The organism is Photorhabdus sp. P32, from assembly GCF_038085095.1.
Taxonomy (GTDB): Bacteria; Pseudomonadota; Gammaproteobacteria; order Enterobacterales; family Enterobacteriaceae; genus Photorhabdus; species Photorhabdus luminescens.
Genome location: NZ_JAZGJN010000290.1, coordinates 81,203 through 102,746, shown reverse-complemented (window position 1 = coordinate 102,746; position 21,544 = coordinate 81,203). Strand labels below are relative to the sequence as shown.

Below are 21,544 nucleotides of genomic sequence, written 5' to 3'. Positions count from 1 at the left end.
GGCGCTGAGGAGAGGGAATGTTAGGTATTGTAATCACCGGTCATGGGCATTTCGCCAGTGGGTTGTTGCAGGCAGTGGAACAAGTCGTTGGACGACAACCTCAGTGCTGCGCTGTCGATTTTCCTGAGGGAATCAGTACGCAACAATTATTGGTGTTGCTGGAGGCGGCTTGCGCCGCCTGTGATAGTGGCGAGGGGGTCATTATTCTCAGTGACTTACTAGGTGGGTCACCATTCCGGCAGGCGGCGCAACTGGCAATAGCTAATCCATGTTATGAAGTTATCACCGGGACTAATATGCAATTGGCGGTAGAGATGATGCTGGATCGTGAAGATATAACCTTGGAAACATTTCGTGATATGGCGCTGGAATGTGGACGGCGAGGATTAACCAGCCTGTGGCATGAACAGCAGAAACGCAGGTATGACAGCCCGAATCTGGATGGCATTTAAGGAGTTTATATGTACCTGATTTCTAGTCGTCAAATGTTGAAAAAGGCCCTGCGTGAAGGCTATGCGGTTCCTGCTTTTAACGTCCATAATCTGGAAACTGTCCAGGTGGTAGCGGAAACTGCTGCACGTCTGGCATCACCGGTTATTCTGGCAGGTACGCCAAGTACTTTCAGTTATGCGGGGACTGATTATCTGGTGTCAATCTGTCAGGATGCCGCTCGCCGTCACAATTTGCCGCTGGCGTTGCATCTCGATCATCATGAGGAACTGGTGGATATCAGCCATAAAGTGACCGCAGGTGTGCGTTCGGTAATGATTGATGGCTCGCATTTACCCTTTGAAGAGAATATTCGTAAGGTAGCTGAGGTGGTACGATTTTGCCATCGTTACGATGTTAGCGTTGAGGCGGAATTGGGGCGGCTAGGCGGGCTGGAAGATGATTTGCAGGTTTCCAGCGCCGATAGTTTTTTTACCGATCCGCTGGCAGCAAAAGCCTTTGTTGCTCGTACCGGTATTGATTCTCTGGCGGTAGCGATTGGTTCTGCGCATGGTTTGTATCATGGTGAACCGCATCTGGATTTTGATCGGTTAGCGGCAATCTGTGAACAGGTGGATATTCCGTTGGTGCTGCATGGGGCATCGGGTATTCCTGAAGTGATGATCCAGCAGGCGATTGGTCTTGGCGTATGTAAAGTCAATGTGGCGACCGATTTGAAAATTGCTTTTGCTGATGCGGTAAAGCGTTACTTCATCCAGCATCCAGATGCGAATGATCCACGTAAATATATCGCGCCGGGAAAACAGGCTATGCAGGCAGTAGTAGAAGAAAAGATCCGGATTTGTGGCAGTGCAGGCAAGCTGTATTCGTGAAGGTTCTGTTTTTTCATTCTGACTATAAGGAAACTGCTGTGAAAATAAGAACGTTAAATAAAATCACGTTGAGTTTATTAGCGAGTTCCGTGTTGTGTAGTGCTCCAGTCTGGGCAGATAGCTGGTTGTTGGACGGCAACAATTACCACGTAACTGTTAGCGACGAACACGGTAAAGTGACGCAACTGAAATTTGAAAATCCAAAAAACCACGATCAAATCATTACTGACAATCTGTTTGAAATCACGTTGAAATCAGGAGAGAAGCTCACGGCTAAAGATTTTCAAATTACTGATATCAGCAAAAAGCACAATCGTATTGTTGTCTCCCTGAAACATGGCGACATTCAGGTAAAAAATATAATTACTGTGGAGGGTAAAGATAAGTACGGCTCGTTTGAAATCACCATTACACCGCAGAAAAATGCGTTGGAGCTCAGCTCCGTCTCGTTGATACCCTTTCACACTAAAACCGCTTTTGTTCACGGGTCTATCGTCAGTTCACCGATTATCAGCGATAGCTTCTTTATTGTTCCCGGTAATCCATTGATTACCACTGAGGCTTATAAAGGGAACTCTTCGCAAAAAATTGCACTCTCTATCCCGTTAGAACCGGGAAAAACGCTAAGTTATAAGACGTATATTGGTGTTTATCAAAAAGGGCAATTGCGGCGCAACGTCAATGAGTTTTTGAACAATGCGCGTCCACGTGAATATAGTCCTTACCTACATTACAACTCTTGGTACGATATTGGTTTCTTCACTCCTTATACTGAACAAGAGTCGTTGACCCGTATCAATCAGTTTGGACAGGAGTTGGTGACTAAGCGCGGTGTGAAGTTGGGTGGCTATCTGTTTGATGATGGTTGGGATAACCTTAAAGGAGACTGGGGTTTTAGCGAAGCATTTCCCCATGAATTCAAAAATCTTAAACAGGCGGCAGATCAATATCGTGCTCGTTTAGGTATTTGGCTTTCTCCTTGGGGCGGTTATGGTAAACCTGGTGAGCAACGTGTTTCCCATGCGGAGGAGTTTGGCTATGAAGTGATAGATGGCCGATTTGCGCTTTCAGGCCCTAATTACTACGCCAATTTCCATAAACGGGTACTCAACCTGATTCAACAACAAAATGTATCCATGTTTAAGCTGGATGGCACCGGCAATGCTGATCGGGTGATTAAAGGGAGTTCATTCACCAGTGATTTTGATGCCGCTATCCATCTTATTGAAGATATGCGCAGCACAGGAAATGAACTGTTTATCAACTTGACCACAGGCACTAAAGCCACGCCTTCCTGGCTATTTTTCGCCGATTCTATTTGGCGTGGCGGCTATGATGTGGAGTTTTACGGTACAGGTTCCAAAGTGCAGCAGTGGCTTACCTATCGTGATGCGGAAACTTATCGTAATGTCGTAACAAAGGGGCCGTTGTTCCCACTGAATTCGTTGATGCTGCATGGCATTGTTTATGCTAAACAGGCTAAGCATCTGGATAAACAGTCACCTAAAGATTTTGCTGATCAGGTTTGGAGCTATTTTGGCAGCGGCACGCAGTTACAGGAAATGTATATTACGCCTGAATTGTTGACCACCGAGGATTGGGATACGCTGGCAAACGCGGCGAAATGGTCAGAGGAAAATAAAGATGTGCTGTTTGATACCCATTGGATTGGTAAAGATCCCACCGATCTGGCGGTGTACGGTTGGGGAGCCTGGAGTCCGAAAAAGTCGATTATTACTTTGCGCAATCCATCTGATGAAGTGAAACAATATTATCTGGATCTGCAAAGCGATCTTGAATTGCCTGATAATCAACCTTCGGTATATGACGTTAAGATAGACTATGGTGAGAATAGCTCGGTGCCGAAGTTTGTCAATAAAACAGCGCTGATTACCCTTCAGCCGTTCGAGACGTTGACCTTTTCTTTGACCCCATCGAAATAATTACCGTGTTATTAAACTGCCCTGAATAAATGACTTTATTCGGGGCAGTGATTATTTTGGGACATTATTGTGATGGTGTTTTATTGGAAAAAAATCAGCATATTGTCAATAAATTAATATTTCAGATGAATTAAATTTAGATTTTGCCAATAATTTTTTCTGCCGCTATGTGTGATAGAAAGCCAGAGCGACTCTTGTATTCTGGGTGGCTTGTGACGAATTGATCAATACGGCGGATCAGTAATGATGGAAGAATTACGTTGATTTTCCCATTAACTGAGTAATATCCACATCAATTAATGCCCATATTGCTCCTATATATTCAGGGTCGGCGAGGTAGTTTTCTACGCTTGTCGCTTCTGGTACTGCTTCATTATCATCGATCAGCAACTCGATATGCGCTTCAATGGCTTCGCGGACGCTTTCTAGTGCGTCTGTAAAATTATCCCCTCCAGAAAAGCAACCCGGGATATCAGGGACACGGACGCCGAAGGATGAATGGCCTTTATCAATCGCAACTGGATATAACATTTACACCTCCGAGAAGTGGATTCTCCAGCTCTCTTATTTTGTCTTGATGGGATTATAGTAACCCTACAATATTATGCGTCAAGATTAGAGAATACCGATGTTGTTATTAGCCAACGGAATAGCTAAAAAGCTAACTAGTCCAGTTTCATGAGCTAATATAAATCATAATAAAATCTTGTCAGAATTGTCTGTAATTGAGTGATGGAAGCAAGTCACAGCAATTGTTTTTTTAAGAATCCATTTAAAGGGCAAAGTTAATGAAAGCATTGATTGTAATTGATATGTTGAACGATTTTGTCACAGGAGCACTCGCCAATGAGGCGGATGCGATGAAGATCGTACCGGTAATTAAACGGCTGATTGATCATGCCCGGCGTCAACCGGATTGGTTGGTGGTTTATGCTAATGATGCTCACCGAGCCGGTGATCGGGAAATGAGTATTTGGGGCAGGCATGCAATGGCTGGAACGCCAGGTGCTAATGTCATTGAACCATTGGCGCCTATTGGAGCAGAACGTGAGATTGTTTTGCCCAAGCGGTTTTATGGGGCTTTCGATGGAACCGATCTGGAAGAAGTTTTGCAAGCATATGGTGTGACGGAAGTTGTGTTAACCGGCCAACATACTCATTGTTGTGTCAGACATACGGCTTATGGTGCGTTTATACGCGGTTATCAAATCAAAGTTTTGTCAGATGCTGTGTGTGTTTTTCCCGGCATCGATCAGCAAGCTGCTCTGGATTACCTTAAAACCATTTACGGTGCTGAAATTATAATGAGCACTGCATTAGTCATGTAAATTGGAATAATGGGTTATAGTCGGCTACCCGAACAATATTTCTTATACCCATCATGGGTATTGGTGTTGATGGTGGGTATGAGCGGTGCTATCATTCTCTTGGTTTTGATTAAAGAGAGGAATAATGTCTAGCGATGAACTAATAAAGCAAATCAAAGCAGTTGGCTGGAATTTTGTGCGAGCCAATGGTTCGCATCATGTTTTCGAGAAATCAGGGGAATCCAGCCCGATAGTAATTCCGCATCCGCGCAAAGATTTGGCGGTCGGGACGCTCAATAAAATACTTAAACAAGCAGGACTGAAATAACTTAATTAAGCGGTTGAAAGGCCGCTCTTTAATCAAAGAGAAGGTGTAAGCATGAGATATCCTATTTATTTACATCAGGCTGACGACGGATCGTTTTCCGGTTTTGTGCCAGACGTGATCGGATGTTACTTTGCTGGCGATACCATTGACGACGCTATTAGCGATGCTCAAAACGCATTAGATACTTATTTTGAATACATGAGCGAAAAGGGTGAGGCTCCAGTACAAGCCAGAACTGTTGCCGACCATCTAAGCAATGAAGATTGCACCGGCGGCAGTTGGGCTTATGTTGACGTGGATTTAACTAAATACGATGGAAAAGCCATCAAGCTAAACATTACTATGCCCCAACTTTTGTTGGGTAGAATTGATGAATATGTGAACTCACATCGTGAGTATCATAGCCGCAGCGGATTCTTGGCTGAATTGGCTCGGCGTGAGCTGTCGAAACACTCGTAAGATAATCCCTCTATCAAAACCATGAAAAGCCCGCTAACAGCGGGTTTTTTCTTTTAAGAATACCAAAGTGACATGACTAACCTCAGTTTCGTTTAAAAATAGCTATATCACAATCCCGTAAATTCAAGCTCGGTTTTTTAGGTTGGAATGTATAAGCAATTAAGCCAGCGACGATTTCCAATAAAAAACCGAGCTGACTGCGGTGTCTTGAATGCGCCAAGGCCCGTGACAAATACCCTTCGCCATACAAACACTCTGTTAACCCTTGTGCCAGTGCTTTGACTGGATGACGATCATCTTTATTTCCTGAGGTCAACTTAACCGCCAAAAGTTCACCACAATCATTGATAATCAGATGAAGTTTAAAGCCATAAAACCGCCTGTACTTGTTTTCCCTCGCTGGGTTTCAGCCTTGCGTGACGAAAGAAAAGCACTAGAGGGGAATGAGCGCCCTTTGCTTCAAGGTTAACATCCGGGTGTCGCTGACCAATTTGGGAAAATCGGTCTTAAGATAGAGTTTAACATACTGAATATAAAACGTTTTAAAATCACGATAATGGCTCATGTGGAATAAAATGAGTATCGTCATCACTTCACTGAGAGAAAGGGAAGCGTCGCGGCGACGCTTGAGCAAGCCATTTTCAATTAACTATTGATGCCAGAGAGGAATAAATTTTTGACAAAAGTCATCGACGCCGCAGTAAAGTTCTTCTAAATGAGACATGCCTGAGGATCTCCACGATTTTGTTTTATCTAGCAAAAACTCTGATCGTGCCTCAGGCGCTTAGTCCCCTTCTTAAGCAAACCTCAGGTTAAATAATAAGTTAGTGAAAGTTAAACAGCGGGTAAATTACGTCCATAATAGATTTCTTGTATCTCTTTTTTCAACAGATGGGTAATTTCCTGTTTTTCAGTTTCACTAAGTTGTTCTGGTGTGGCATTAAATAGGTAATCATTCAGGTCAAATCTTTTTAGCATCATTTTTGTATGAAATAGATTTTCCTGATAAATATTAACATCCATCATGTAATACTGCGATTGCACTTCTTCTGTCATATAATTCTGAATAGAACTGATTTCATGATCAATATAGTGCTTCACGCCGTTCACGTCTCTGGTGAAACCGCGGACACGATAATCCATCGTGACAATATCTGATTCTAATTCGTGGATCAGATAGTTCAGCGCTTTGAGAGGTGAAATAACACCGCAGGTTGATACTTCAATATCAGCCCGGAAAGTGCATATACCGCCGCCCGGATGGCTTTCTGGATAAGTGTGAACGCAGATATGGCTCTTATCCAAATGAGCAACGACGGAATCGGGTAATGGACCTGGATTTTCAGTATTGTCTACATCTTTTGGGTCCATCGGCTCTTCGCTGACGAGTATGGTAACGCTTGCCCCTTGCGGCTCATAGTCCTGACGGGCGATATTCAAAATATTTGCACCAATGATCGAACACGTTTCGCTAAGAATTTCCGTTAAACGGTTAGCGTTATATTGTTCGTCAATATAAGCGATATAACTATCCCGATCAGCTCGGCTTTTTGCATAACAGATATCGTAAATACAAAAACTCAGGCTTTTTGTCAGGTTATTAAAGCCGTGCAATTTCAGCTTGTGCAATTTATTTCACCTCCTGGCTAATGGGTGACTATGGGTTCTCAGATAGTGCATCCAGCAGATATTGTGGTAGAGCAAAGCTACCTGCATGAACTGCTGGATTGTAGTAACGGCAGGTAAAACCTGCGTTGTCAAAGCGTTGTTGCAATGTTGCCAGATCCACATGGCGTGGCGCCGGGTTTTGGCTTGCCCAGGCAAAGGTCATAATTCCGCCATAATAGGTTGGAATAGCCGCTTGATAGAAACTGCTGTCAGCAAAATAGTTGCTCAATTTTTTATGGCTGGTGACGGCTTCGTCCTGTTGCAGGAAACAGACACCATTCTGGGCGACAAAGATGCCATTTTCATTCAGGCAGCGTTGGCAACCTTGATAGAATTCAGATGTAAATAATCCTTCACCGGGACCGATCGGATCTGTGCAATCAGAGATAATGACATCGAATTTCTGATCGGTGGTATTCACGAAGTTAACGCCATCGTCAATGATCAGATTAAAGCGTGGATCATCATAAGCACCGGCATTATGGTTAGGCAGATACTGACGGCAGAATTCAACTACCCCAGCATCGATTTCAACCATAGTGATGTTTTCAAGATATTGATGACGGCAGACTTCACGTAACATACCACCATCACCACCGCCGATAATCAGTACTCGTTTGGCGTCCCCGTGGGCGAACAAAGGAACATGAGCCATCATTTCGTGGTAGATAAATTCATCACGTTCAGTCGTTTGTACTGTGCCATCCAGCGCCATAATGCGGCCTAATGCCGCGTTTTCAAAGATGATCAGATCTTGATGCTCAGTTTTATCGCGATAAAGCACTTTATCAACGGAAAAATACTGACCAAAGTTGGCGTGCAGGGTTTCGTACCAAATTTCTTTTTGTGACATATCCCGGCTTTTCCTCCACTGTGACAGTCATGAAAATTGGGTGCACATAATAACCAACAATTCTCATAGTTGCACGGTGAAATTTACCCCTTTGGGGGTATGAGGAAAAGGACTATTTAACGTAGGCGAATAAACTCAGCGAATCTCTGGCGAGAGCATGACACTTTATCGCATTGGACAGGTAAATTCCTTTTAGATCTTGGTAGCTTTCTTCGTTGAGTTTGTCCATCAATTGGCTGTTGTAATTAGTTAAATCCCACTTATTGCGTTGAGCGAAATAAATAATGGCTCGTTTAATTTCCCGGTCAGGAATTTGGCTGTAACCACAGTCATATTTCAGGTAGATAAACACCGCTGTCAGATCGGCCAGATCTTCAGCTTCATTTTCTGTCAGCGCTTTTGCGGGGTGAGAAAAACCGAAAAGAACCAGTATGTAAGTCAAGAGAGCTAATTTTCGCATTTGTATTATTATAATCAATCAATGTCATAGTACGTTAACATATTAATATATTTGTTAGGAAAAATTTATTTTTTAAAATTACTGTAAAGATCGACTTAAATCACATTCCCTTCGCTTGACCTTCCTGTAAGGGTAGCCCTTAGGTTTCCTTTATGAGATGTTTTTTTGTTGTCTATTTTTTGATTGATTTAACTAGGAAGTGAATATGCAACGACGTGATTTTATCAGATTAAGCGCCATTATGGGTGTATCCAGTTTGTTGCCTGTATGGAGCCGTTTCTCCTTTGCTGAATCTTATCCGACACTACCTATCCCCCCGCAACTGGAGCCAGATGCGACAGGTAAAATCGCTATTGAAATCAAAGCGGGAAAATCCAGTTTTAAAGCAGGAACGGTAACTAAGACTTGGGGTTACAACGGTGATTTGCTCGGTCCGGCACTGAAATTGACTTCAGGTAACCCCGTGACCATTGATATTCGTAATTATCTGCCGGAAGAGACCACGGTTCACTGGCATGGTCTGGAGATTACTGGGGAAGCTGATGGCGGCCCACATGCGATGATTGCGCCAGGTGGGAGTCGGACGGTCAGTTTTACGCCTGAACAACCGGAAGCAACTTGTTGGTTCCATCCACATACGCATGGCAAGACGGGTTATCAGGTTGCAATGGGGCTTGGTGGATTAGTACTGATTGAAGATGAGAACAGTATTAATACGGGGTTGCCAAATCAATGGGGCGTGGATGATATTCCGGTGATATTGCAGGATAAACGCCTGAATAACGATGGTCAGATTGATTATCAACTGGATGTAATGAGCGCTGCTGTTGGTTGGTTTGGCGATATGATGCTGACCAATGGCGTTGTTTTGCCCCAACATACTGCGCCGCGCGGCTGGTTACGTTTGCGTTTGCTAAATGGTTGTAATGCTCGTAGCCTCAATATTGCGACCAGTGATGGCCGTCAGTTGTATGTTGTTGCCAGTGATGGTGGTTTGTTAGCAGAACCGGTTGCGGTTAATGAGTTACCGATTCTGGCGGGAGAACGTTTTGAGGTAGTTATAGATGCCTCGGATGGCAAATCTTTCGATCTGGTGACGTTGCCTGTGGTTCAGATAGGGATGACATTACCGCCATTTGAGCAGCCACTGCCGGTTTTACGTATTCGACCTCAGCTTTTTTCTAGCCGCACAATACTGTCGGAACAGCTTGCCACCCTTCCTACATTGCCTTCTTTTAACGGTTTGAATCGGCGTCGTTTACATCTGACGATGGATAGTCGTCTGGATATGCAGGGAATGATGATGTTGTCTCAACGCTACGGTGAGCGTGCTATGGCGGGTATGGAAATGGATCATGGGAATATGAACCACGGAGATATGCATCATGGTGGTGAACTAAATTTCCATCATGCGAACACCATTAATGGACGGGCTTTCTCCATGATGGAACCTGCTTTTGATGTGAAACAGGGGCAGTATGAGCGTTGGGTGATTTCTGGGGTTGGCGATATGATGCTGCATCCGTTCCATATCCACGGCGCCCGCTTTCGTATTTTGAGTGAAAATGGCCGTAAGCCTGCTGCTCACCGCAGTGGTTGGAAAGACATTGTTCATGTGGAAGGTAAGGAGAGTGAAGTGCTGGTTCAGTTCAAGCATACGGCGGGAGCGAAACATCCATTTATGGCGCATTGTCATCTACTGGAGCATGAAGATACCGGCATGATGGTGGGTTTTACTGTTAGTAAATAATTTATAATCTTGCCAGAAGATTGACTCTGATTTGGCTTATTGAAGATGGTTTTATCGTGCTTTGTAAATCATGGCGATGTCATTTTGAATTATAATTCAATGAATTATTCTCATATGGTGTACATAATCGAATAAGAATTATATGTAATGATTTCTATTATAAGCTGATGTTGATAGATGTCTTAATGAACAGTGATGAGCACAACAAAACGTTGTACAGCTATTCTGTAGGTACTACACTGTGGTGCAGTAGATTGTTTTTTCTTATGAAAGGAGGAGAAAAGTGTCTAATTTTTTCAAGAGGGTGGGATGTGCTCTTATTTCTCCGGAAAGGGTGATGACACGTCTCGTTGGCGCACATAAAGAAACTTGTTTTGATACTGAACAGAAAGATGAAAAATTCATCATTAATCGTACTGGAACGGTTACTCTGAATCGTTGTAATCCTGATGTTCAACGGGCTTTCGCTGCAAACGTTAAGTGGTTGAGTACTAAAAAAGAGGGATAACCATCAATGTGGGCAGCTGTGATTATTGTTGTTTTAGTATGTGGTTATGTTTATACAAATAGTCATCTACCATCTAGATTTAAGCAAAATAAAGCCATCGGTTGGAATGCTTACTTTGAAGTAGCGCGACAAGGTGGCTTTTTTCTTATCGTAGGTTTTTGTCTGGCTTTAACACTGAGCTGTTTAATCTTTGCTGTTATGATGTTACTGAACATCCCAGCATATTTTGGTGTAAAATATATCCCTTTTACTTTTGCTTATAATTTGTTTAACCACCGGTTGGTGGGGTTGAGTGTTTTTTCTGTTCTTGTGTTAAGTTTTACAGTGTTGATAAGTATCAGTGCATCCTATAAAGCTGAGAAAGATTTCAGAAATCCTGAGAAACGCAATGGTGTTTTTAAAGAAATCGCATCTAACAGTGCTATTGAAAGACTTCTTTTGGAGTCAATTGAAAGTGGTCTGTTGTTGTTAATTACTTTAAAGTCGAGAAAAGTTTATGTTGGAATGGTTGATGAAGCGAGATTTCATCATTTAGATACTGATACTATCGTTATCATTCCTTTTATGAGCGGTTATAGAGATAAAGATACGCTGACATTTTGTGTCGAGCATAATTACGCTGATCATTACAGGAATGAAGGTATTACACTGACTTCAAAGCCTTTGAGTGTTTATCAATTTCGTCATGTTCTTCCACTCGATCAGATAGAGTCTTTATCACTTTTTAATCCTGAAACCTATGATAAGTTCCAGGAAGTTATTAAAGATAAATCTAATTGAGGTAAAACATCTCAAATAGGTTTTGTAGTTCATCAGTCCGAAGAAATTTAACAAGATAGACTTGGTAGTCTCTTTTTTTAATGTTGTTCAATACATGGCAGATAGAATATAGAAACTTTGCGTTTTCTATGAGTAAAGAATAGCAGTAACAACTGGCGCTACCTGGAGTATTTCAGTTTGTCATGAGTTATTGAATGGTGGAGGCATCATGACTGAAAAATGTTTGTACTGCTCCTTTTGTGGGAAAAAGCAAGATGAAGTAGCTAAATTGATTGCTGGTCCAAGCGTTTACATCTGCAATGAATGTGTTGCTTTGAGTCAGGGAATCATTGATGAAGAAAAAAAGCTTAAAGTTTTAGCAGTAAGTCATCCTCACTCAGCCTCACTGTATACGTTTTTGGCCTATAATTCTGGCTGTTTTATTGAAAGTTCGGTTATTTGTTCCGATGAAATCCTTGCAGAAACATTGGAAATAAGCATTGATGATTTACATAAGGCTCTTAGAACTCTTAAAAGGAAAAAATTAATAGAAATTCTACCTTGTGCTGATGGGATGACGTTATATTTTGTGAGTGGGAAAAATATAAATAAAACTTATGATGAAGAAACTAAGCTTTACAGAGTTGCCGCTAATGTTTTGTTACAACCTAATCCCAAATTAAAGATGTTGCCATAGACATAGTGATCATCAGAAACCATCTTTAATCTTTGTTTGAGATACCCCATATTTTCGAAGAATTTTTGATAATCACCATTCGATTGTAGTTGTTCGGAATTTATGCATTACTGAAAGGGGGCGTAAAGTTTCCTGTTTCAATTTTATTTGTAATGATGCTTCTAAGTGTTATTTTATCCGTTCAAAAGAACGGTGTATCAATCGACATACTAATAATCATGATTTTCACTGATCTTTATCTTGATTATTACCATTAAAAACAATTGGTTAACTTTATAATGAAACACACTGTAGAAGTTATGATCTCCGAACAGGAGGTTAAACAACGTATTGCTGAACTGGGAAAACAGATTACTGAACACTATCGTGACGGCGGTAGTGAGCTGGTGTTGGTCGGATTGCTGAGAGGTTCATTTATTTTTATGGCTGATTTATGCCGTGAAATTCAGATCCCTCATCAAGTCGACTTTATGACGGCTTCCAGTTACGGTAGCGGTATGAATTCCACGCGTGATGTGAAAATCCTGAAAGATCTGGACGAAGATATTCGCGGTAAGCATGTATTGATTGTGGAAGATATTATTGATTCAGGTAATACCCTGAATAAAGTGCGTGAAATTTTGGCGCTGCGTGAGCCAAAATCACTGGCAATCTGTACCTTGCTGGATAAACCTTCCCGCCGTGAAGTTGATGTTCCGGTTGAGTGGATTGGTTATTCAATTGAGGATAAATTTGTGGTGGGTTATGGTATCGATTACGCGCAACTTTACCGTCATTTGCCTTATATCGGCCATGTGGTTTTGTTAGAAGAGTAGTTTTATCTCATTTGAAAGCGGCAACTTTTGGGTTGCCGTTTTTGGCTTATGTGATTCAGGCATGATGTGTAGTGTTGCGGTTGGCTAAGTAAAGCCTCCTTATTACGCTATCAGAGGTGGGCTAGTATTGGTTTTATTTCTGGTCTTTTGTGTTGTGAGGCAATCCACAGTTCATACTGAGATTGCATTCCTGTCCACATTTCGGCACTGGTACCTAATGCAGCTTCCAGTCGCAGGGCCATATCAGCAGATATTCCTGCATTGCCGTTTAATATGCGGGATAATGCAGCTCTGGTTATACCGAGAGCCTTTGCTGCCTCTGTGACAGATATGTCACCAAGATATTCACGCAGAACTATGCCTGGGTGTGCTGGTTTATGCATTTTCATTTTATTGCCCTCAGTGATAATCTTGATAATTAACGAGAATTATATCTTCGCCCTCAAATCTAAATGTTAAACGCCAATTACCGTTAACAGATATTGCCCAGTGACCGTTAAGATTTGCGCCTTTTAGTGGATGAAGTTTCCAGCTAGGGGCATTCATATCTTCTGGTTTTTTAGCCATATTCAATGCAGTTAGCTGGATTTGCAGCTTTAGGGCATGTTTAGGCTGAATGCCAGCGGTAGAACCAGTTTTGAAAAATTTTTCCAATCCTTTGTGTTTGAAGCTTTTAATCATACTAGTCTCGTATACTGTATATGCACACTATGCGTAAGTTGTCATTGCATGTCAATAAATACATATAATTTCTGTAATATTTAATTATTCAATGAATGGTAATTAATGGATATTCAGGTTAATTACTCATTTTACATTATTGAGGATAAGTAATTTCTTGATTCTAGGAATAATTACAGAAATTGTAAAAAATATTATAATAATATCCTGATTTACCTGATTCATTTAATGGGTTAATTAACTATTGGATGTTTTATTTCTGCATAATCAAGGTTTTTACTATTATACTTTAGTGTGTTAATTCAATCAAAAAATACTGATTTTTACACTAATGAGCATTCTATTGTGTAATCTTATGAAAATAAATTAAAAATCTCTTATATCTTAATGTTAATAACATCATTGTCCAATGCCTAATGTGAATTTCTCTCTCCAAAAGTGTGATGATAATAGTGTTATATTTGTGTATTATTTATATCACTTATAGCATAAGGAGACTTGAAATGATCGTAATTAGTGAGAGTCGTAAAAATAAGACACTCCACTTGAGGATTAGGCAGGAGGATCGGGATTTAATAGATAGAGCAGCAAAAGTGAAGGGGAAAACCGTTACTGAATATATCCTTGATACAATCAAGCGTGATGCTGAAAATACTTTATTGGGGTATTCTTTTATGGTTGTATCGCCAGAAATTTTTAATGCTTTTATTGCTAAACTTAATGCTCCGGCTGTTTTAAATGAACCTTTTATTAAAACGGCGAATATGAAAAAAACGTGGTGATAAAATGATTAATGACCAACCTTAAATAATCCTTTAATTGATGATGATTTATCTATTCGTAGATCTTAATTTACAGATGGATATAACTAAATTTGTGCTTATCTTTCGGATTTTTTTCTTTTTATTACCATATATATAAACTTGGAAAATAAAAATAGCTATTAATTACACTATAGAAGAGGTTAAATATAACCTTTTCTACAGCGTATTTTGTTAGTGATCTGAAAACTTACTTCTTATTCGTCAATTTGGATACGGTCTGGCGATAGGCAAGTTCCAGTTTTTCACGGCTATCAGCCGTCACTTCAAGATCCTGCAATTGACCATTATGAATACCGTAAACCCAACCGTGGATCATCACTTTCTGGCCTCGTTTCCATGCTGCTTGCATAATAGTTGAGTGGCCAAGGTTATATACCTGTTCAACAACATTAATTTCGCACAGACGGTTCAGACGCTCATTCGGGGGTAATTCACCTAGCATAGAACTGTGTTTATACCAGAGATCACGGATATGCAGCAGCCAGTTGTTAATCAATCCCAGTTCGGTGCCGTCAATTGCGGCTTCGATACCACCACAACCGTAGTGTCCGCAGATAATGATATGTTCAACTTCCAGTACGTCTACGGCATATTGAATAACTGAAAGACAATTTAAGTCAGTATGAATCACCAGGTTTGCAACGTTTCTGTGAACAAATAAGTCACCGGGGGCGGCATCAATTAGTTTTTCTGCGGGTACCCGACTGTCTGAACAGCCAATCCATAAGAACCGAGGTTTTTGTGATTTTGCTAATTCTTTGAAAAAACTTGGGTTTTCTTCGTTAACCGATTCTGACCACTGCTTGTTATTGGCAAGCAGCTCTTCTATTTTTTTCATCATGATTCATAGCCTGGTAGTGTTTCTTTAAGATAGAATCATATACAACATCAATTAAAATTTTAATATTTTGTTGCTGTTTGTTTTTAATCTTTCTGCTGTTTTTGCAAAGAAAGTCAGGCAGAAAAGGAGCATTATGTTTCCACATTGCACGCAAAAGCGACCAGATAATAAAGGTGTTTTGTAATTTATGACTTATGCATTGGAGTTAACGCAGCTTACTAAGACTTACACTGATGGTGTTAAGGCGCTGCGTGGGATAGACCTGAATGTGGAAGTTGGAGACTTCTACGCATTATTGGGTCCGAATGGTGCAGGGAAGTCCACCACAATCGGCATTATTAGCTCTCTGGTAAATAAAAGCAGCGGTAAGGTTAAAGTGTTTGGCTATGATATTGATACCGATATTGTGAATGCTAAACGCCAGTTAGGTCTTGTTCCGCAAGAGTTTAACTTTAATCCGTTTGAGACGGTGTTGCAGATTGTTCTCAATCAGGCCGGTTACTATGGCGTACCGCGGAAAGTGGCGCAAGCCAGAGCGAAAACTTATCTGTCGCAGTTAGATCTGTGGGAAAAACGCAACCAACGGGCGATTCGTCTGTCTGGTGGCATGAAACGACGTTTGATGATTGTACGTGCTTTGATGCATCAGCCTAAGTTATTGATCCTTGATGAACCGACTGCCGGTGTTGATATTGAACTTCGTCGCTCTATGTGGAGTTTTTTGCAACAACTGAATGCACAGGGAACGACAATTATTCTAACGACTCACTATTTAGAAGAAGCAGAAATGCTGTGCCGTAATATTGGTATTATTCAGCATGGTGAATTGGTGGAAAACACCAGTATGAAAAATTTGCTCAGCCGGGTGGAGTCTGAAACATTCTTCTTCGATCTGGCAACGCAAAATCCAACTCTTGAACTGGTAGGATATGATTATCGGCTGCTGGATGCCTCTACTTTGGAAGTGGATGTTCAACGTGGTCAGGGAATAAATAGCGTATTTGCCCAATTAAGCGCTCAGGGTATTCATATTCTGAGCATGCGCAATAAAGCGAACCGTCTGGAAGAGTTATTTGTCAGCTTAGTGAACAACAAGCAAGGAGAGAGTAAATGATTCAGTTGTACTGGGTGGCGCTAAAAACTATCTGGATTAAAGAAATTACCCGTTTTGGTCGTATTTGGGTACAGACTTTATTACCGCCGGTTATTACCATGTCGCTCTATTTTATTATCTTCGGTAGCTTGATTGGTTCGCGCATTGGAGAAATGGGCGGTGTCGATTATATGCAGTTTATTGTCCCTGGCCTGATTATGATGGCGGTGATTACTAACTCTTATGCCAATGTTTCTTCCTCTTTCTTTGGCGCGAAATTCCAGCGCAGTATTGAGGAATTATTGGTAGCGCCGGTTCCGACACACATAGTTATTGTGGGTTTTGTTGGTGGTGGTGTTGCCCGTGGTGTTTGCGTCGGTATTCTGGTGACATTGGTTTCTCTATTTTTTGTTCCGCTTCATATTCATGCGTGGTGGATGATTGTTGTCACGTTGTTGATGACCTCCATTTTATTCTCACTAGGTGGTTTGCTGAATTCGATTTTCGCTAAAACGTTTGATGATATCAGCATTATTCCAACCTTCGTATTAACGCCACTGACCTATCTTGGCGGGGTGTTTTATTCATTGACATTATTACCCCCATTTTGGCAAGCGGTTTCCAAGCTGAACCCGATTGTTTATATGATTAGTGGTTTTCGTTATGGTTTCCTGGGTATTACCGATGTTTCTTTGATAATTACATTAAGTGTTTTGACCGCATTTATTGTGGTTTTTTATCTTGTTGCCTGGTATTTAATTGAAACAGGGCGAGGGTTGAGGACCTAAATCCGGTAATTTATTAAAAGTTTCTATTTTTGAAGCCCCCTAAATTTTGCTTACTAATTTTAGGGGACTAAATTCAATTTAAGCTACCTGAACTGGCACGGCTTTAGCTATACGGCTCATTATATTATCACCGTCAAAATAAGCGACATTAGGCTTATGGTGACGGGCATCTTCGTCAGGGATTTGTACGTATGAGCAAATAATTAGCTTATCACCTACCGCAGCACGGCGTGCTGCTGCTCCGTTAACTGAAATTATTCTAGAACCCCGTTCAGCGGCGATAGCATAAGTGGAAAAACGTTCGCCGTTATCCACGTTATAGATATCAATAGCTTCATATTCCAGAATACCGGCTGCATCCATGAAATTCTGATCAATTGCACAGGAACCTTCGTAATGCAGATCTGCCTGAGTGACTTTCACCCGGTGCAATTTCCCTTGTAGCATCGTGCGCAACATGGTTTTTCTCCTGATTCGATGACAACTTAGAACCTTTTTTGTATCAATAACGTCTGATACAACAACGGCGATTATTGCGTTAAATCTACTTGCTGATTATCGATCAAACGGGTCTGCCCTAACCAAGCAGCCATTAGAATAACGGCTTTTTTGCTTTCGGTATTTAACGGCGCCAATGTTTCGGCGTCACAGATAAACAACTCATCAGGTACAAAGCCCGCTTCGTGTAGCTGCGCGGAAGCTTGAGTGAGCAATTGTTCTGTGTAGCGTTCGCCTTGCGCCATTTTTTCAGCGATAGATCGCATAATCTTGCTGAGTTCTGGAGCGATTAGATGTTCATCGGCTGTTAAATTGTTATTACGTGAACTAAGAGCCAGACCATTTTTATCGCGCACCGTGGGTACTGAAACCAGCGTAATATCATAAGCCAAGTCGGCAATCATTTTGCGAATAAGTTGTAATTGTTGAAAATCTTTTTCGCCAAAATAGGTTAAATCTGGTTGTACTAGATTGAATAGTTTGCTCACCACGGTTGAAACACCCCGGAAATGACCGGGACGACTGGCCCCTTCCAACATAGTAGAAAGCCCAGGAACGTCAACATAGGTCTGATATTCCATACCATCAGGGTATATTTCCTTATCGGCGGGAGCAAATACCAGATCGACGCCGCGTTGATGAAGTTTTTCGCAATCTTCCTGTAAAGTGCGGGGATATCTTGCCAGATCATCTTGGCGATTAAACTGCATCGGGTTGACGAAAATAGAGACGATTACAATATCTGCTTGCCCTTTGGCTGTATCGACTAACGTCATATGGCCGTTGTGCAAGTTACCCATTGTCGGCACCAGTGCAATGCGTTTTCCTTCCTGACGCCAACGGCGGATTTCACGGCGTAGAATCGGTACAGTTTCGACAATCAGCATTGCTTAATACTCCTTAGTCTGTTTGCAGCCTTCGGGCTAATAAGGGTAATTTATTAATAAAATGAGTGTTCTTTACCTGGGTAGACGCCGCTTTCCACCTGTTCTTTATATAAGCGGATGGCATCACGTATATTTCCTGCTTCTTCAAGGAAGTTTTTCACAAATTTAGGCGGGCTGACTGTAATGCCTAGTACGTCATGCATCACTAAAACTTGCCCATCAGTCACATTACCGGCGCCAATACCAATTACCGGGATCTGTAATTCATCGGTGATACGTTTAGCCAAATCAACAGGGACGCATTCTAGTACCAGCAGTTGTATACCCGCCTTTTCTAAGGTAATTGCATCTTTTATCAATTGATTCGCTGATTCTTCATCACGTCCCTGAACTCTATAACCGCCCAGAATATGAACTGACTGGGGAGTGAGCCCTAAATGAGCGCAAACGGGTACAGAACGCTCGGTAAGCATACTAATGGTATCGTATAACCAACTACCGCCTTCAAGTTTCACCATGTTAGCGCCAGCCCGCATAAGCTTAGCTGCGTTTTCACAACTCTGCTCTGGTGTGGCGTAACTCATGAAGGGCATATCGGCAATAATAAAAGTATAAGGTGCTCCGGTACGGACGCAACGAGTGTGATAGACAGTATCTTCAACTGTCACTGGAATAGTGGTATCAGCCCCTTGCACTGTCATGCCCAGTGAGTCGCCAACCAGCATGACATCGATGCCTTGTTCAGCGAACAGGTGGGCAAAGCTGGCGTCATAAGCGGTAATAGTCGCGAACTTACGTTTTTCTTTCTTGAGCTGATTCAGATCAGTCATGGTTATTGGTTTCATTATCTATTTTCCTTCTCCTGCAATTTTTCTTGTTATGTACAGAAATCGGCCACGGACTGAACTGAGATTCCTTATATGTAATGATTAGAATCAGAGGACTGCTGTTGCAGCCAAAGTGCCAGGCCGTTTTCTGGGATATGTTTTAGTCTTTCAGATAAAGCTTCCCCATCAGGAAATATGAGGTCAGGGGCAATTTCAGCTAACGGGTAGAGCATAAATTCGCGTTGTTTTAGTCCGTAGTGAGGCACGGTCAAGCGTTCGGTATTAATCACCCGATCGCCAAATAGCATGATATCCAGATCCAGTGTTCTTGGCCCCCAGCGCTCATCTTTTCTTACCCGCCCTTGAGCCAGTTCGATCGCTTGAGTGTGATTGAGTAACTCTTCCGGTGTTAGCATGGTCTCCAGCGCGACTACCGCATTCAGAAAATCAGGTTGATTCTGCGGCCCCATCGGTTTAGTACGATACAGTGAGGAGCTGGTAATAAATTCTGTTTCCGGTAGATCTTTTAATGCAGCAAGCGCATTTTTTACTTGCTGCATAGGTTCCGCCAGATTGCTGCCAATAGCGATATAAACACGAGCCATGATTATCAGCCGTTCCTGCTTAGTCTTGGTTTATGGTGACGGCGCGGCCGTGTACGACGACGGACGATCTCACTGCCCAAGTCGGAAATCATACTCCGCTGCTGTGATGCATTGACTTGCTGAAACTCTCCCCACCAATGGGCAAGCTCTTTTAGTTCATTGCGGTTTTCGACATTGGCTCGCAGTTCCAGCAAATCATAGGCAGCACGGAATTTAGGATGTTCCATCAGCTTGTTTGCTCGCTTACCGTGACGGCGTGGCAGACGTAACTGTAATTGCCAGATATCACGCATGACGGTTGTCAGACGCTTAGGAATAGCAATGGAGTGGCATTGCTCATCCAGAATATCATTCATAGCCAATGCAAAAGCGTCGTAGTAAGCCAGGCCGCCTTCTTGGGACAGCTTTTCTGCATGTTCAACCAGTGGATACCAGAGCATCGCGGCGAACAAAAACGCTGGATTAACTCGTTTATCGTTCTGTAACCGGTAGTCGGTATTCTTTAAAACCTGATTGACCATACATTCCATTGGCGAGTCGTTATTTTCGGTGAAATAGCGTTGAACCAATGGGAAAAGTGGTTGAAATAGGTGGTATTCGCGCAGAAGTTGATAAGTGCTGTAGCCTTGACCGGTTTGTAAAAGTTTTAGAGATTCTTCAAACAGACGGGCTGGTGGAATATTACTCAGCAGAAAAGCCAAACGAGAAATCGGTTCGGCGGTATCTTCGCTGATGGTCATATTGAGTTTGCAGGCGAACCGGATCGCACGCAGCATTCTTACTGGATCTTCTCGATAGCGAGTTTCAGGATCGCCAATCAAACGGATAACACCGGTTTCCAGATCATGAAGGCCGCCAGCATAATCACGCAGAGAGAAATCATTGATGCCGTAATAGAGGCTATTTATGGTGAAATCGCGGCGCATAGCATCTTCTTCAATTGATCCGAAGATGTTATCCCGTAGTAACATACCGCTTTGTGCTTGTTGTGACTGATTTTTATCATCAGAACCCGTTTGTTCATGTGGACCACGGAATGTTGCGACTTCAATCACTTCCTGACCAAACATAATATGAGCTAAACGAAAGCGGCGTCCAACTAAACGGCAGTTGCGAAATAGTTTACGTACCTGTTCTGGCGTGGCATTGGTGGCAATATCAAAATCTTTCGGTTTCGTACCGAGTAATAAATCACGGACGCCGCCGCCGACCAGATAGGCTTCAAAGCCGGATTTATTCAGACGGTAAAGAACTTTCAGCGCATTTTCACTGATATCTCTGCGGGAAATACGATGTTGTTCCCGTGGAATTATCGTTATCAATGAATCCGAATGAGGATTCTCCTGTTCAATCTTCCTTTGTCTTTTCACATTGGATGAAGATTGATGGTAGTTTTGGCGATTAGAGTGAAGAGTTACGTACTCTTCCTGAGTAGAACGATTAGATCCGGTGATTGATCCTTCACTGGCTGCCTGTGGTTCGCGGTTAGTTTTCCCTTCGCGGATCAATAAGTTACGGCAGAAATTTGCTACTCGGTTAAAAATGGTACACCTCGATAAGTAACTAATCATATAAAACAAATAAAAAACAGCGGCTAATCATAGCCTACTGTGTATTTTTTGAGAATGGTT

24 protein-coding genes and 3 pseudogenes are annotated in these 21,544 nt (G+C 42.0%); 14 read left to right on the top strand and 13 right to left on the bottom strand.

What is annotated here, in order from left to right; genetic code table 11:
- Positions 1 to 17 precede the first annotated feature (17 nt).
- Genes agaF through V2H77_RS20500 form a run of 3 tightly spaced genes read left to right on the top strand, consistent with a single transcriptional unit; the run spans position 18 to position 3,265 of the window.
- Positions 18 to 452 (top strand): PTS galactosamine/N-acetylgalactosamine transporter subunit IIA, encoded by a 435-nt coding sequence (gene agaF / locus V2H77_RS20510; RefSeq protein WP_088371390.1) that lies wholly within the window; start codon positions 18 to 20, stop codon positions 450 to 452.
- A gap of 9 nt (positions 453 to 461) precedes the next feature.
- A complete protein-coding gene (locus V2H77_RS20505; RefSeq protein WP_341500289.1) occupies positions 462 to 1,322 on the top strand; it encodes a tagatose bisphosphate family class II aldolase in 861 nt (286 codons plus the stop codon).
- 38 nt (positions 1,323 to 1,360) lie between these two features.
- Positions 1,361 to 3,265, top strand: coding sequence for an enterotoxin (locus V2H77_RS20500; protein ID WP_341500288.1), 1,905 nt, complete (start codon positions 1,361 to 1,363; stop codon positions 3,263 to 3,265).
- Between the two features lie 136 nt (positions 3,266 to 3,401).
- Here V2H77_RS20500 and V2H77_RS20495 read toward each other — a convergent pair.
- Positions 3,402 to 3,796 (bottom strand): annotated as a pseudogene (locus V2H77_RS20495) (type II toxin-antitoxin system HicB family antitoxin).
- Between the two features lie 257 nt (positions 3,797 to 4,053).
- Between V2H77_RS20495 and V2H77_RS20490 the strand changes: the two are divergent.
- The 3 genes from V2H77_RS20490 (at position 4,054) to V2H77_RS20480 (ending at position 5,359) form a co-directional block, all read left to right on the top strand.
- Positions 4,054 to 4,593 carry a cysteine hydrolase family protein gene (locus V2H77_RS20490; protein ID WP_341500287.1) on the top strand — a complete coding sequence of 180 codons (540 nt, stop codon included), beginning with the start codon at positions 4,054 to 4,056 and terminating at the stop codon, positions 4,591 to 4,593.
- 124 nt (positions 4,594 to 4,717) lie between these two features.
- On the top strand, positions 4,718 to 4,900 hold the full coding sequence (locus tag V2H77_RS20485) for a type II toxin-antitoxin system HicA family toxin (protein ID WP_341500286.1): 183 nt from the start codon (positions 4,718 to 4,720) through the stop codon (positions 4,898 to 4,900).
- A 51-nt stretch (positions 4,901 to 4,951) separates the two neighbouring features.
- Positions 4,952 to 5,359: a type II toxin-antitoxin system HicB family antitoxin gene (locus tag V2H77_RS20480; protein WP_049583292.1), complete on the top strand. Its 408-nt coding sequence runs from the start codon at positions 4,952 to 4,954 to the stop codon at positions 5,357 to 5,359.
- A gap of 82 nt (positions 5,360 to 5,441) precedes the next feature.
- Here V2H77_RS20480 and V2H77_RS20475 read toward each other — a convergent pair.
- From V2H77_RS20475 to V2H77_RS20460, 4 genes and pseudogenes are all read right to left on the bottom strand, one after another.
- Positions 5,442 to 6,083: pseudogene (locus V2H77_RS20475) on the bottom strand (transposase).
- 110 nt (positions 6,084 to 6,193) lie between these two features.
- Positions 6,194 to 6,988: an adenosylmethionine decarboxylase gene (gene speD / locus V2H77_RS20470; protein WP_341500285.1), complete on the bottom strand. Its 795-nt coding sequence runs from the start codon at positions 6,986 to 6,988 to the stop codon at positions 6,194 to 6,196.
- Positions 6,989 to 7,016: 28 nt separating this feature from the next.
- Complete coding sequence (gene speE / locus V2H77_RS20465) at positions 7,017 to 7,880, bottom strand: polyamine aminopropyltransferase (RefSeq protein ID WP_341500284.1); 864 nt, start codon at positions 7,878 to 7,880, stop codon at positions 7,017 to 7,019.
- A gap of 112 nt (positions 7,881 to 7,992) precedes the next feature.
- Complete coding sequence (locus V2H77_RS20460) at positions 7,993 to 8,340, bottom strand: YacC family pilotin-like protein (protein WP_036782614.1); 348 nt, start codon at positions 8,338 to 8,340, stop codon at positions 7,993 to 7,995.
- Between the two features lie 205 nt (positions 8,341 to 8,545).
- On the opposite strand from V2H77_RS20460, the gene cueO reads away from it, so the two are divergent.
- From cueO to hpt, 5 genes and pseudogenes are all read left to right on the top strand, one after another.
- Positions 8,546 to 10,090, top strand: a complete 1,545-nt coding sequence (cueO, locus tag V2H77_RS20455; protein WP_341500283.1) for a multicopper oxidase CueO — start codon at positions 8,546 to 8,548, stop codon at positions 10,088 to 10,090.
- 337 nt (positions 10,091 to 10,427) lie between these two features.
- The gene (locus V2H77_RS20450; protein ID WP_341500282.1) at positions 10,428 to 10,598 is read left to right on the top strand and encodes a hypothetical protein; all 171 of its coding nucleotides are present in this window, start codon (positions 10,428 to 10,430) and stop codon (positions 10,596 to 10,598) included.
- Positions 10,599 to 10,604: 6 nt separating this feature from the next.
- Positions 10,605 to 11,378, top strand: a complete 774-nt coding sequence (locus tag V2H77_RS20445; protein ID WP_341500281.1) for a hypothetical protein — start codon at positions 10,605 to 10,607, stop codon at positions 11,376 to 11,378.
- Positions 11,379 to 11,586: 208 nt separating this feature from the next.
- A pseudogene (locus V2H77_RS20440) lies at positions 11,587 to 11,724 on the top strand (ClpX C4-type zinc finger protein); the annotation flags it as partial.
- A gap of 608 nt (positions 11,725 to 12,332) precedes the next feature.
- Positions 12,333 to 12,869, top strand: coding sequence for a hypoxanthine phosphoribosyltransferase (hpt, locus tag V2H77_RS20435; RefSeq protein WP_112877030.1), 537 nt, complete (start codon positions 12,333 to 12,335; stop codon positions 12,867 to 12,869).
- Positions 12,870 to 12,979: 110 nt separating this feature from the next.
- On the opposite strand, the gene V2H77_RS20430 is transcribed toward hpt, so the two are convergent.
- Both V2H77_RS20430 and V2H77_RS20425 read right to left on the bottom strand, forming a co-directional pair.
- Positions 12,980 to 13,258 carry a HigA family addiction module antitoxin gene (locus tag V2H77_RS20430; protein WP_341500280.1) on the bottom strand — a complete coding sequence of 93 codons (279 nt, stop codon included), beginning with the start codon at positions 13,256 to 13,258 and terminating at the stop codon, positions 12,980 to 12,982.
- A 10-nt stretch (positions 13,259 to 13,268) separates the two neighbouring features.
- Positions 13,269 to 13,550 carry a type II toxin-antitoxin system RelE/ParE family toxin gene (locus V2H77_RS20425; protein WP_118986488.1) on the bottom strand — a complete coding sequence of 94 codons (282 nt, stop codon included), beginning with the start codon at positions 13,548 to 13,550 and terminating at the stop codon, positions 13,269 to 13,271.
- A gap of 503 nt (positions 13,551 to 14,053) precedes the next feature.
- Between V2H77_RS20425 and V2H77_RS20420 the strand changes: the two genes are divergently transcribed.
- Positions 14,054 to 14,332, top strand: a complete 279-nt coding sequence (locus V2H77_RS20420) for a type II toxin-antitoxin system TacA family antitoxin (protein WP_341500279.1) — start codon at positions 14,054 to 14,056, stop codon at positions 14,330 to 14,332.
- A 229-nt stretch (positions 14,333 to 14,561) separates the two neighbouring features.
- Here V2H77_RS20420 and can read toward each other — a convergent pair whose 3' ends face one another.
- Positions 14,562 to 15,215, bottom strand: coding sequence for a carbonate dehydratase (can, locus tag V2H77_RS20415; RefSeq protein WP_341500278.1), 654 nt, complete (start codon positions 15,213 to 15,215; stop codon positions 14,562 to 14,564).
- Positions 15,216 to 15,402: 187 nt separating this feature from the next.
- Between can and V2H77_RS20410 the strand changes: the two genes are divergently transcribed.
- Positions 15,403 to 16,329, top strand: a complete 927-nt coding sequence (locus V2H77_RS20410; protein ID WP_341500277.1) for an ABC transporter ATP-binding protein — start codon at positions 15,403 to 15,405, stop codon at positions 16,327 to 16,329.
- On the top strand, positions 16,326 to 17,096 hold the full coding sequence (locus V2H77_RS20405; RefSeq protein WP_341500276.1) for an ABC transporter permease: 771 nt from the start codon (positions 16,326 to 16,328) through the stop codon (positions 17,094 to 17,096). The genes V2H77_RS20410 and V2H77_RS20405 overlap by 4 nt, the downstream gene beginning before the upstream one ends.
- Positions 17,097 to 17,174: 78 nt before the next feature.
- Here the strand turns inward: V2H77_RS20405 and panD are convergent, their stop codons facing one another.
- From panD to pcnB, 5 genes are all read right to left on the bottom strand, one after another.
- Positions 17,175 to 17,555: an aspartate 1-decarboxylase gene (gene panD, locus V2H77_RS20400; RefSeq protein WP_341500275.1), complete on the bottom strand. Its 381-nt coding sequence runs from the start codon at positions 17,553 to 17,555 to the stop codon at positions 17,175 to 17,177.
- 71 nt (positions 17,556 to 17,626) lie between these two features.
- Positions 17,627 to 18,481, bottom strand: coding sequence for a pantoate--beta-alanine ligase (panC, locus tag V2H77_RS20395; protein ID WP_341500274.1), 855 nt, complete (start codon positions 18,479 to 18,481; stop codon positions 17,627 to 17,629).
- Between the two features lie 53 nt (positions 18,482 to 18,534).
- Positions 18,535 to 19,326: a 3-methyl-2-oxobutanoate hydroxymethyltransferase gene (gene panB / locus V2H77_RS20390; protein ID WP_265377873.1), complete on the bottom strand. Its 792-nt coding sequence runs from the start codon at positions 19,324 to 19,326 to the stop codon at positions 18,535 to 18,537.
- Between the two features lie 71 nt (positions 19,327 to 19,397).
- Positions 19,398 to 19,913, bottom strand: a complete 516-nt coding sequence (folK, locus tag V2H77_RS20385) for a 2-amino-4-hydroxy-6-hydroxymethyldihydropteridine diphosphokinase (RefSeq protein WP_341500273.1) — start codon at positions 19,911 to 19,913, stop codon at positions 19,398 to 19,400.
- 5 nt (positions 19,914 to 19,918) lie between these two features.
- Entirely contained in the window at positions 19,919 to 21,421 is a 1,503-nt protein-coding gene (gene pcnB / locus V2H77_RS20380) for a polynucleotide adenylyltransferase PcnB (RefSeq protein ID WP_341500272.1), read from the bottom strand.
- Between the last annotated feature and the right edge of the window lie 123 nt (positions 21,422 to 21,544).

Coding starts and splice junctions, on each gene's coding strand:
- V2H77_RS20485 (WP_341500286.1), top strand. CDS start 4,718: ATGTCTAGCGATGAACTAATAAAGCAAATCAAAGCAGTTGGCTGGAAT.
- V2H77_RS20480 (WP_049583292.1), top strand. CDS start 4,952: ATGAGATATCCTATTTATTTACATCAGGCTGACGACGGATCGTTTTCC.
- V2H77_RS20420 (WP_341500279.1), top strand. CDS start 14,054: ATGATCGTAATTAGTGAGAGTCGTAAAAATAAGACACTCCACTTGAGG.
- V2H77_RS20490 (WP_341500287.1), top strand. CDS start 4,054: ATGAAAGCATTGATTGTAATTGATATGTTGAACGATTTTGTCACAGGA.
- panC (WP_341500274.1), bottom strand. CDS start 18,481: ATGCTGATTGTCGAAACTGTACCGATTCTACGCCGTGAAATCCGCCGT.
- folK (WP_341500273.1), bottom strand. CDS start 19,913: ATGGCTCGTGTTTATATCGCTATTGGCAGCAATCTGGCGGAACCTATG.
- panD (WP_341500275.1), bottom strand. CDS start 17,555: ATGTTGCGCACGATGCTACAAGGGAAATTGCACCGGGTGAAAGTCACT.
- can (WP_341500278.1), bottom strand. CDS start 15,215: ATGATGAAAAAAATAGAAGAGCTGCTTGCCAATAACAAGCAGTGGTCA.
- agaF (WP_088371390.1), top strand. CDS start 18: ATGTTAGGTATTGTAATCACCGGTCATGGGCATTTCGCCAGTGGGTTG.
- V2H77_RS20450 (WP_341500282.1), top strand. CDS start 10,428: ATGACACGTCTCGTTGGCGCACATAAAGAAACTTGTTTTGATACTGAA.
- panB (WP_265377873.1), bottom strand. CDS start 19,326: ATGAAACCAATAACCATGACTGATCTGAATCAGCTCAAGAAAGAAAAA.
- V2H77_RS20505 (WP_341500289.1), top strand. CDS start 462: ATGTACCTGATTTCTAGTCGTCAAATGTTGAAAAAGGCCCTGCGTGAA.
- V2H77_RS20410 (WP_341500277.1), top strand. CDS start 15,403: ATGACTTATGCATTGGAGTTAACGCAGCTTACTAAGACTTACACTGAT.
- V2H77_RS20460 (WP_036782614.1), bottom strand. CDS start 8,340: ATGCGAAAATTAGCTCTCTTGACTTACATACTGGTTCTTTTCGGTTTT.
- speE (WP_341500284.1), bottom strand. CDS start 7,880: ATGTCACAAAAAGAAATTTGGTACGAAACCCTGCACGCCAACTTTGGT.
- V2H77_RS20425 (WP_118986488.1), bottom strand. CDS start 13,550: ATGATTAAAAGCTTCAAACACAAAGGATTGGAAAAATTTTTCAAAACT.
- hpt (WP_112877030.1), top strand. CDS start 12,333: ATGAAACACACTGTAGAAGTTATGATCTCCGAACAGGAGGTTAAACAA.
- V2H77_RS20445 (WP_341500281.1), top strand. CDS start 10,605: ATGTGGGCAGCTGTGATTATTGTTGTTTTAGTATGTGGTTATGTTTAT.
- V2H77_RS20405 (WP_341500276.1), top strand. CDS start 16,326: ATGATTCAGTTGTACTGGGTGGCGCTAAAAACTATCTGGATTAAAGAA.
- cueO (WP_341500283.1), top strand. CDS start 8,546: ATGCAACGACGTGATTTTATCAGATTAAGCGCCATTATGGGTGTATCC.
- V2H77_RS20430 (WP_341500280.1), bottom strand. CDS start 13,258: ATGAAAATGCATAAACCAGCACACCCAGGCATAGTTCTGCGTGAATAT.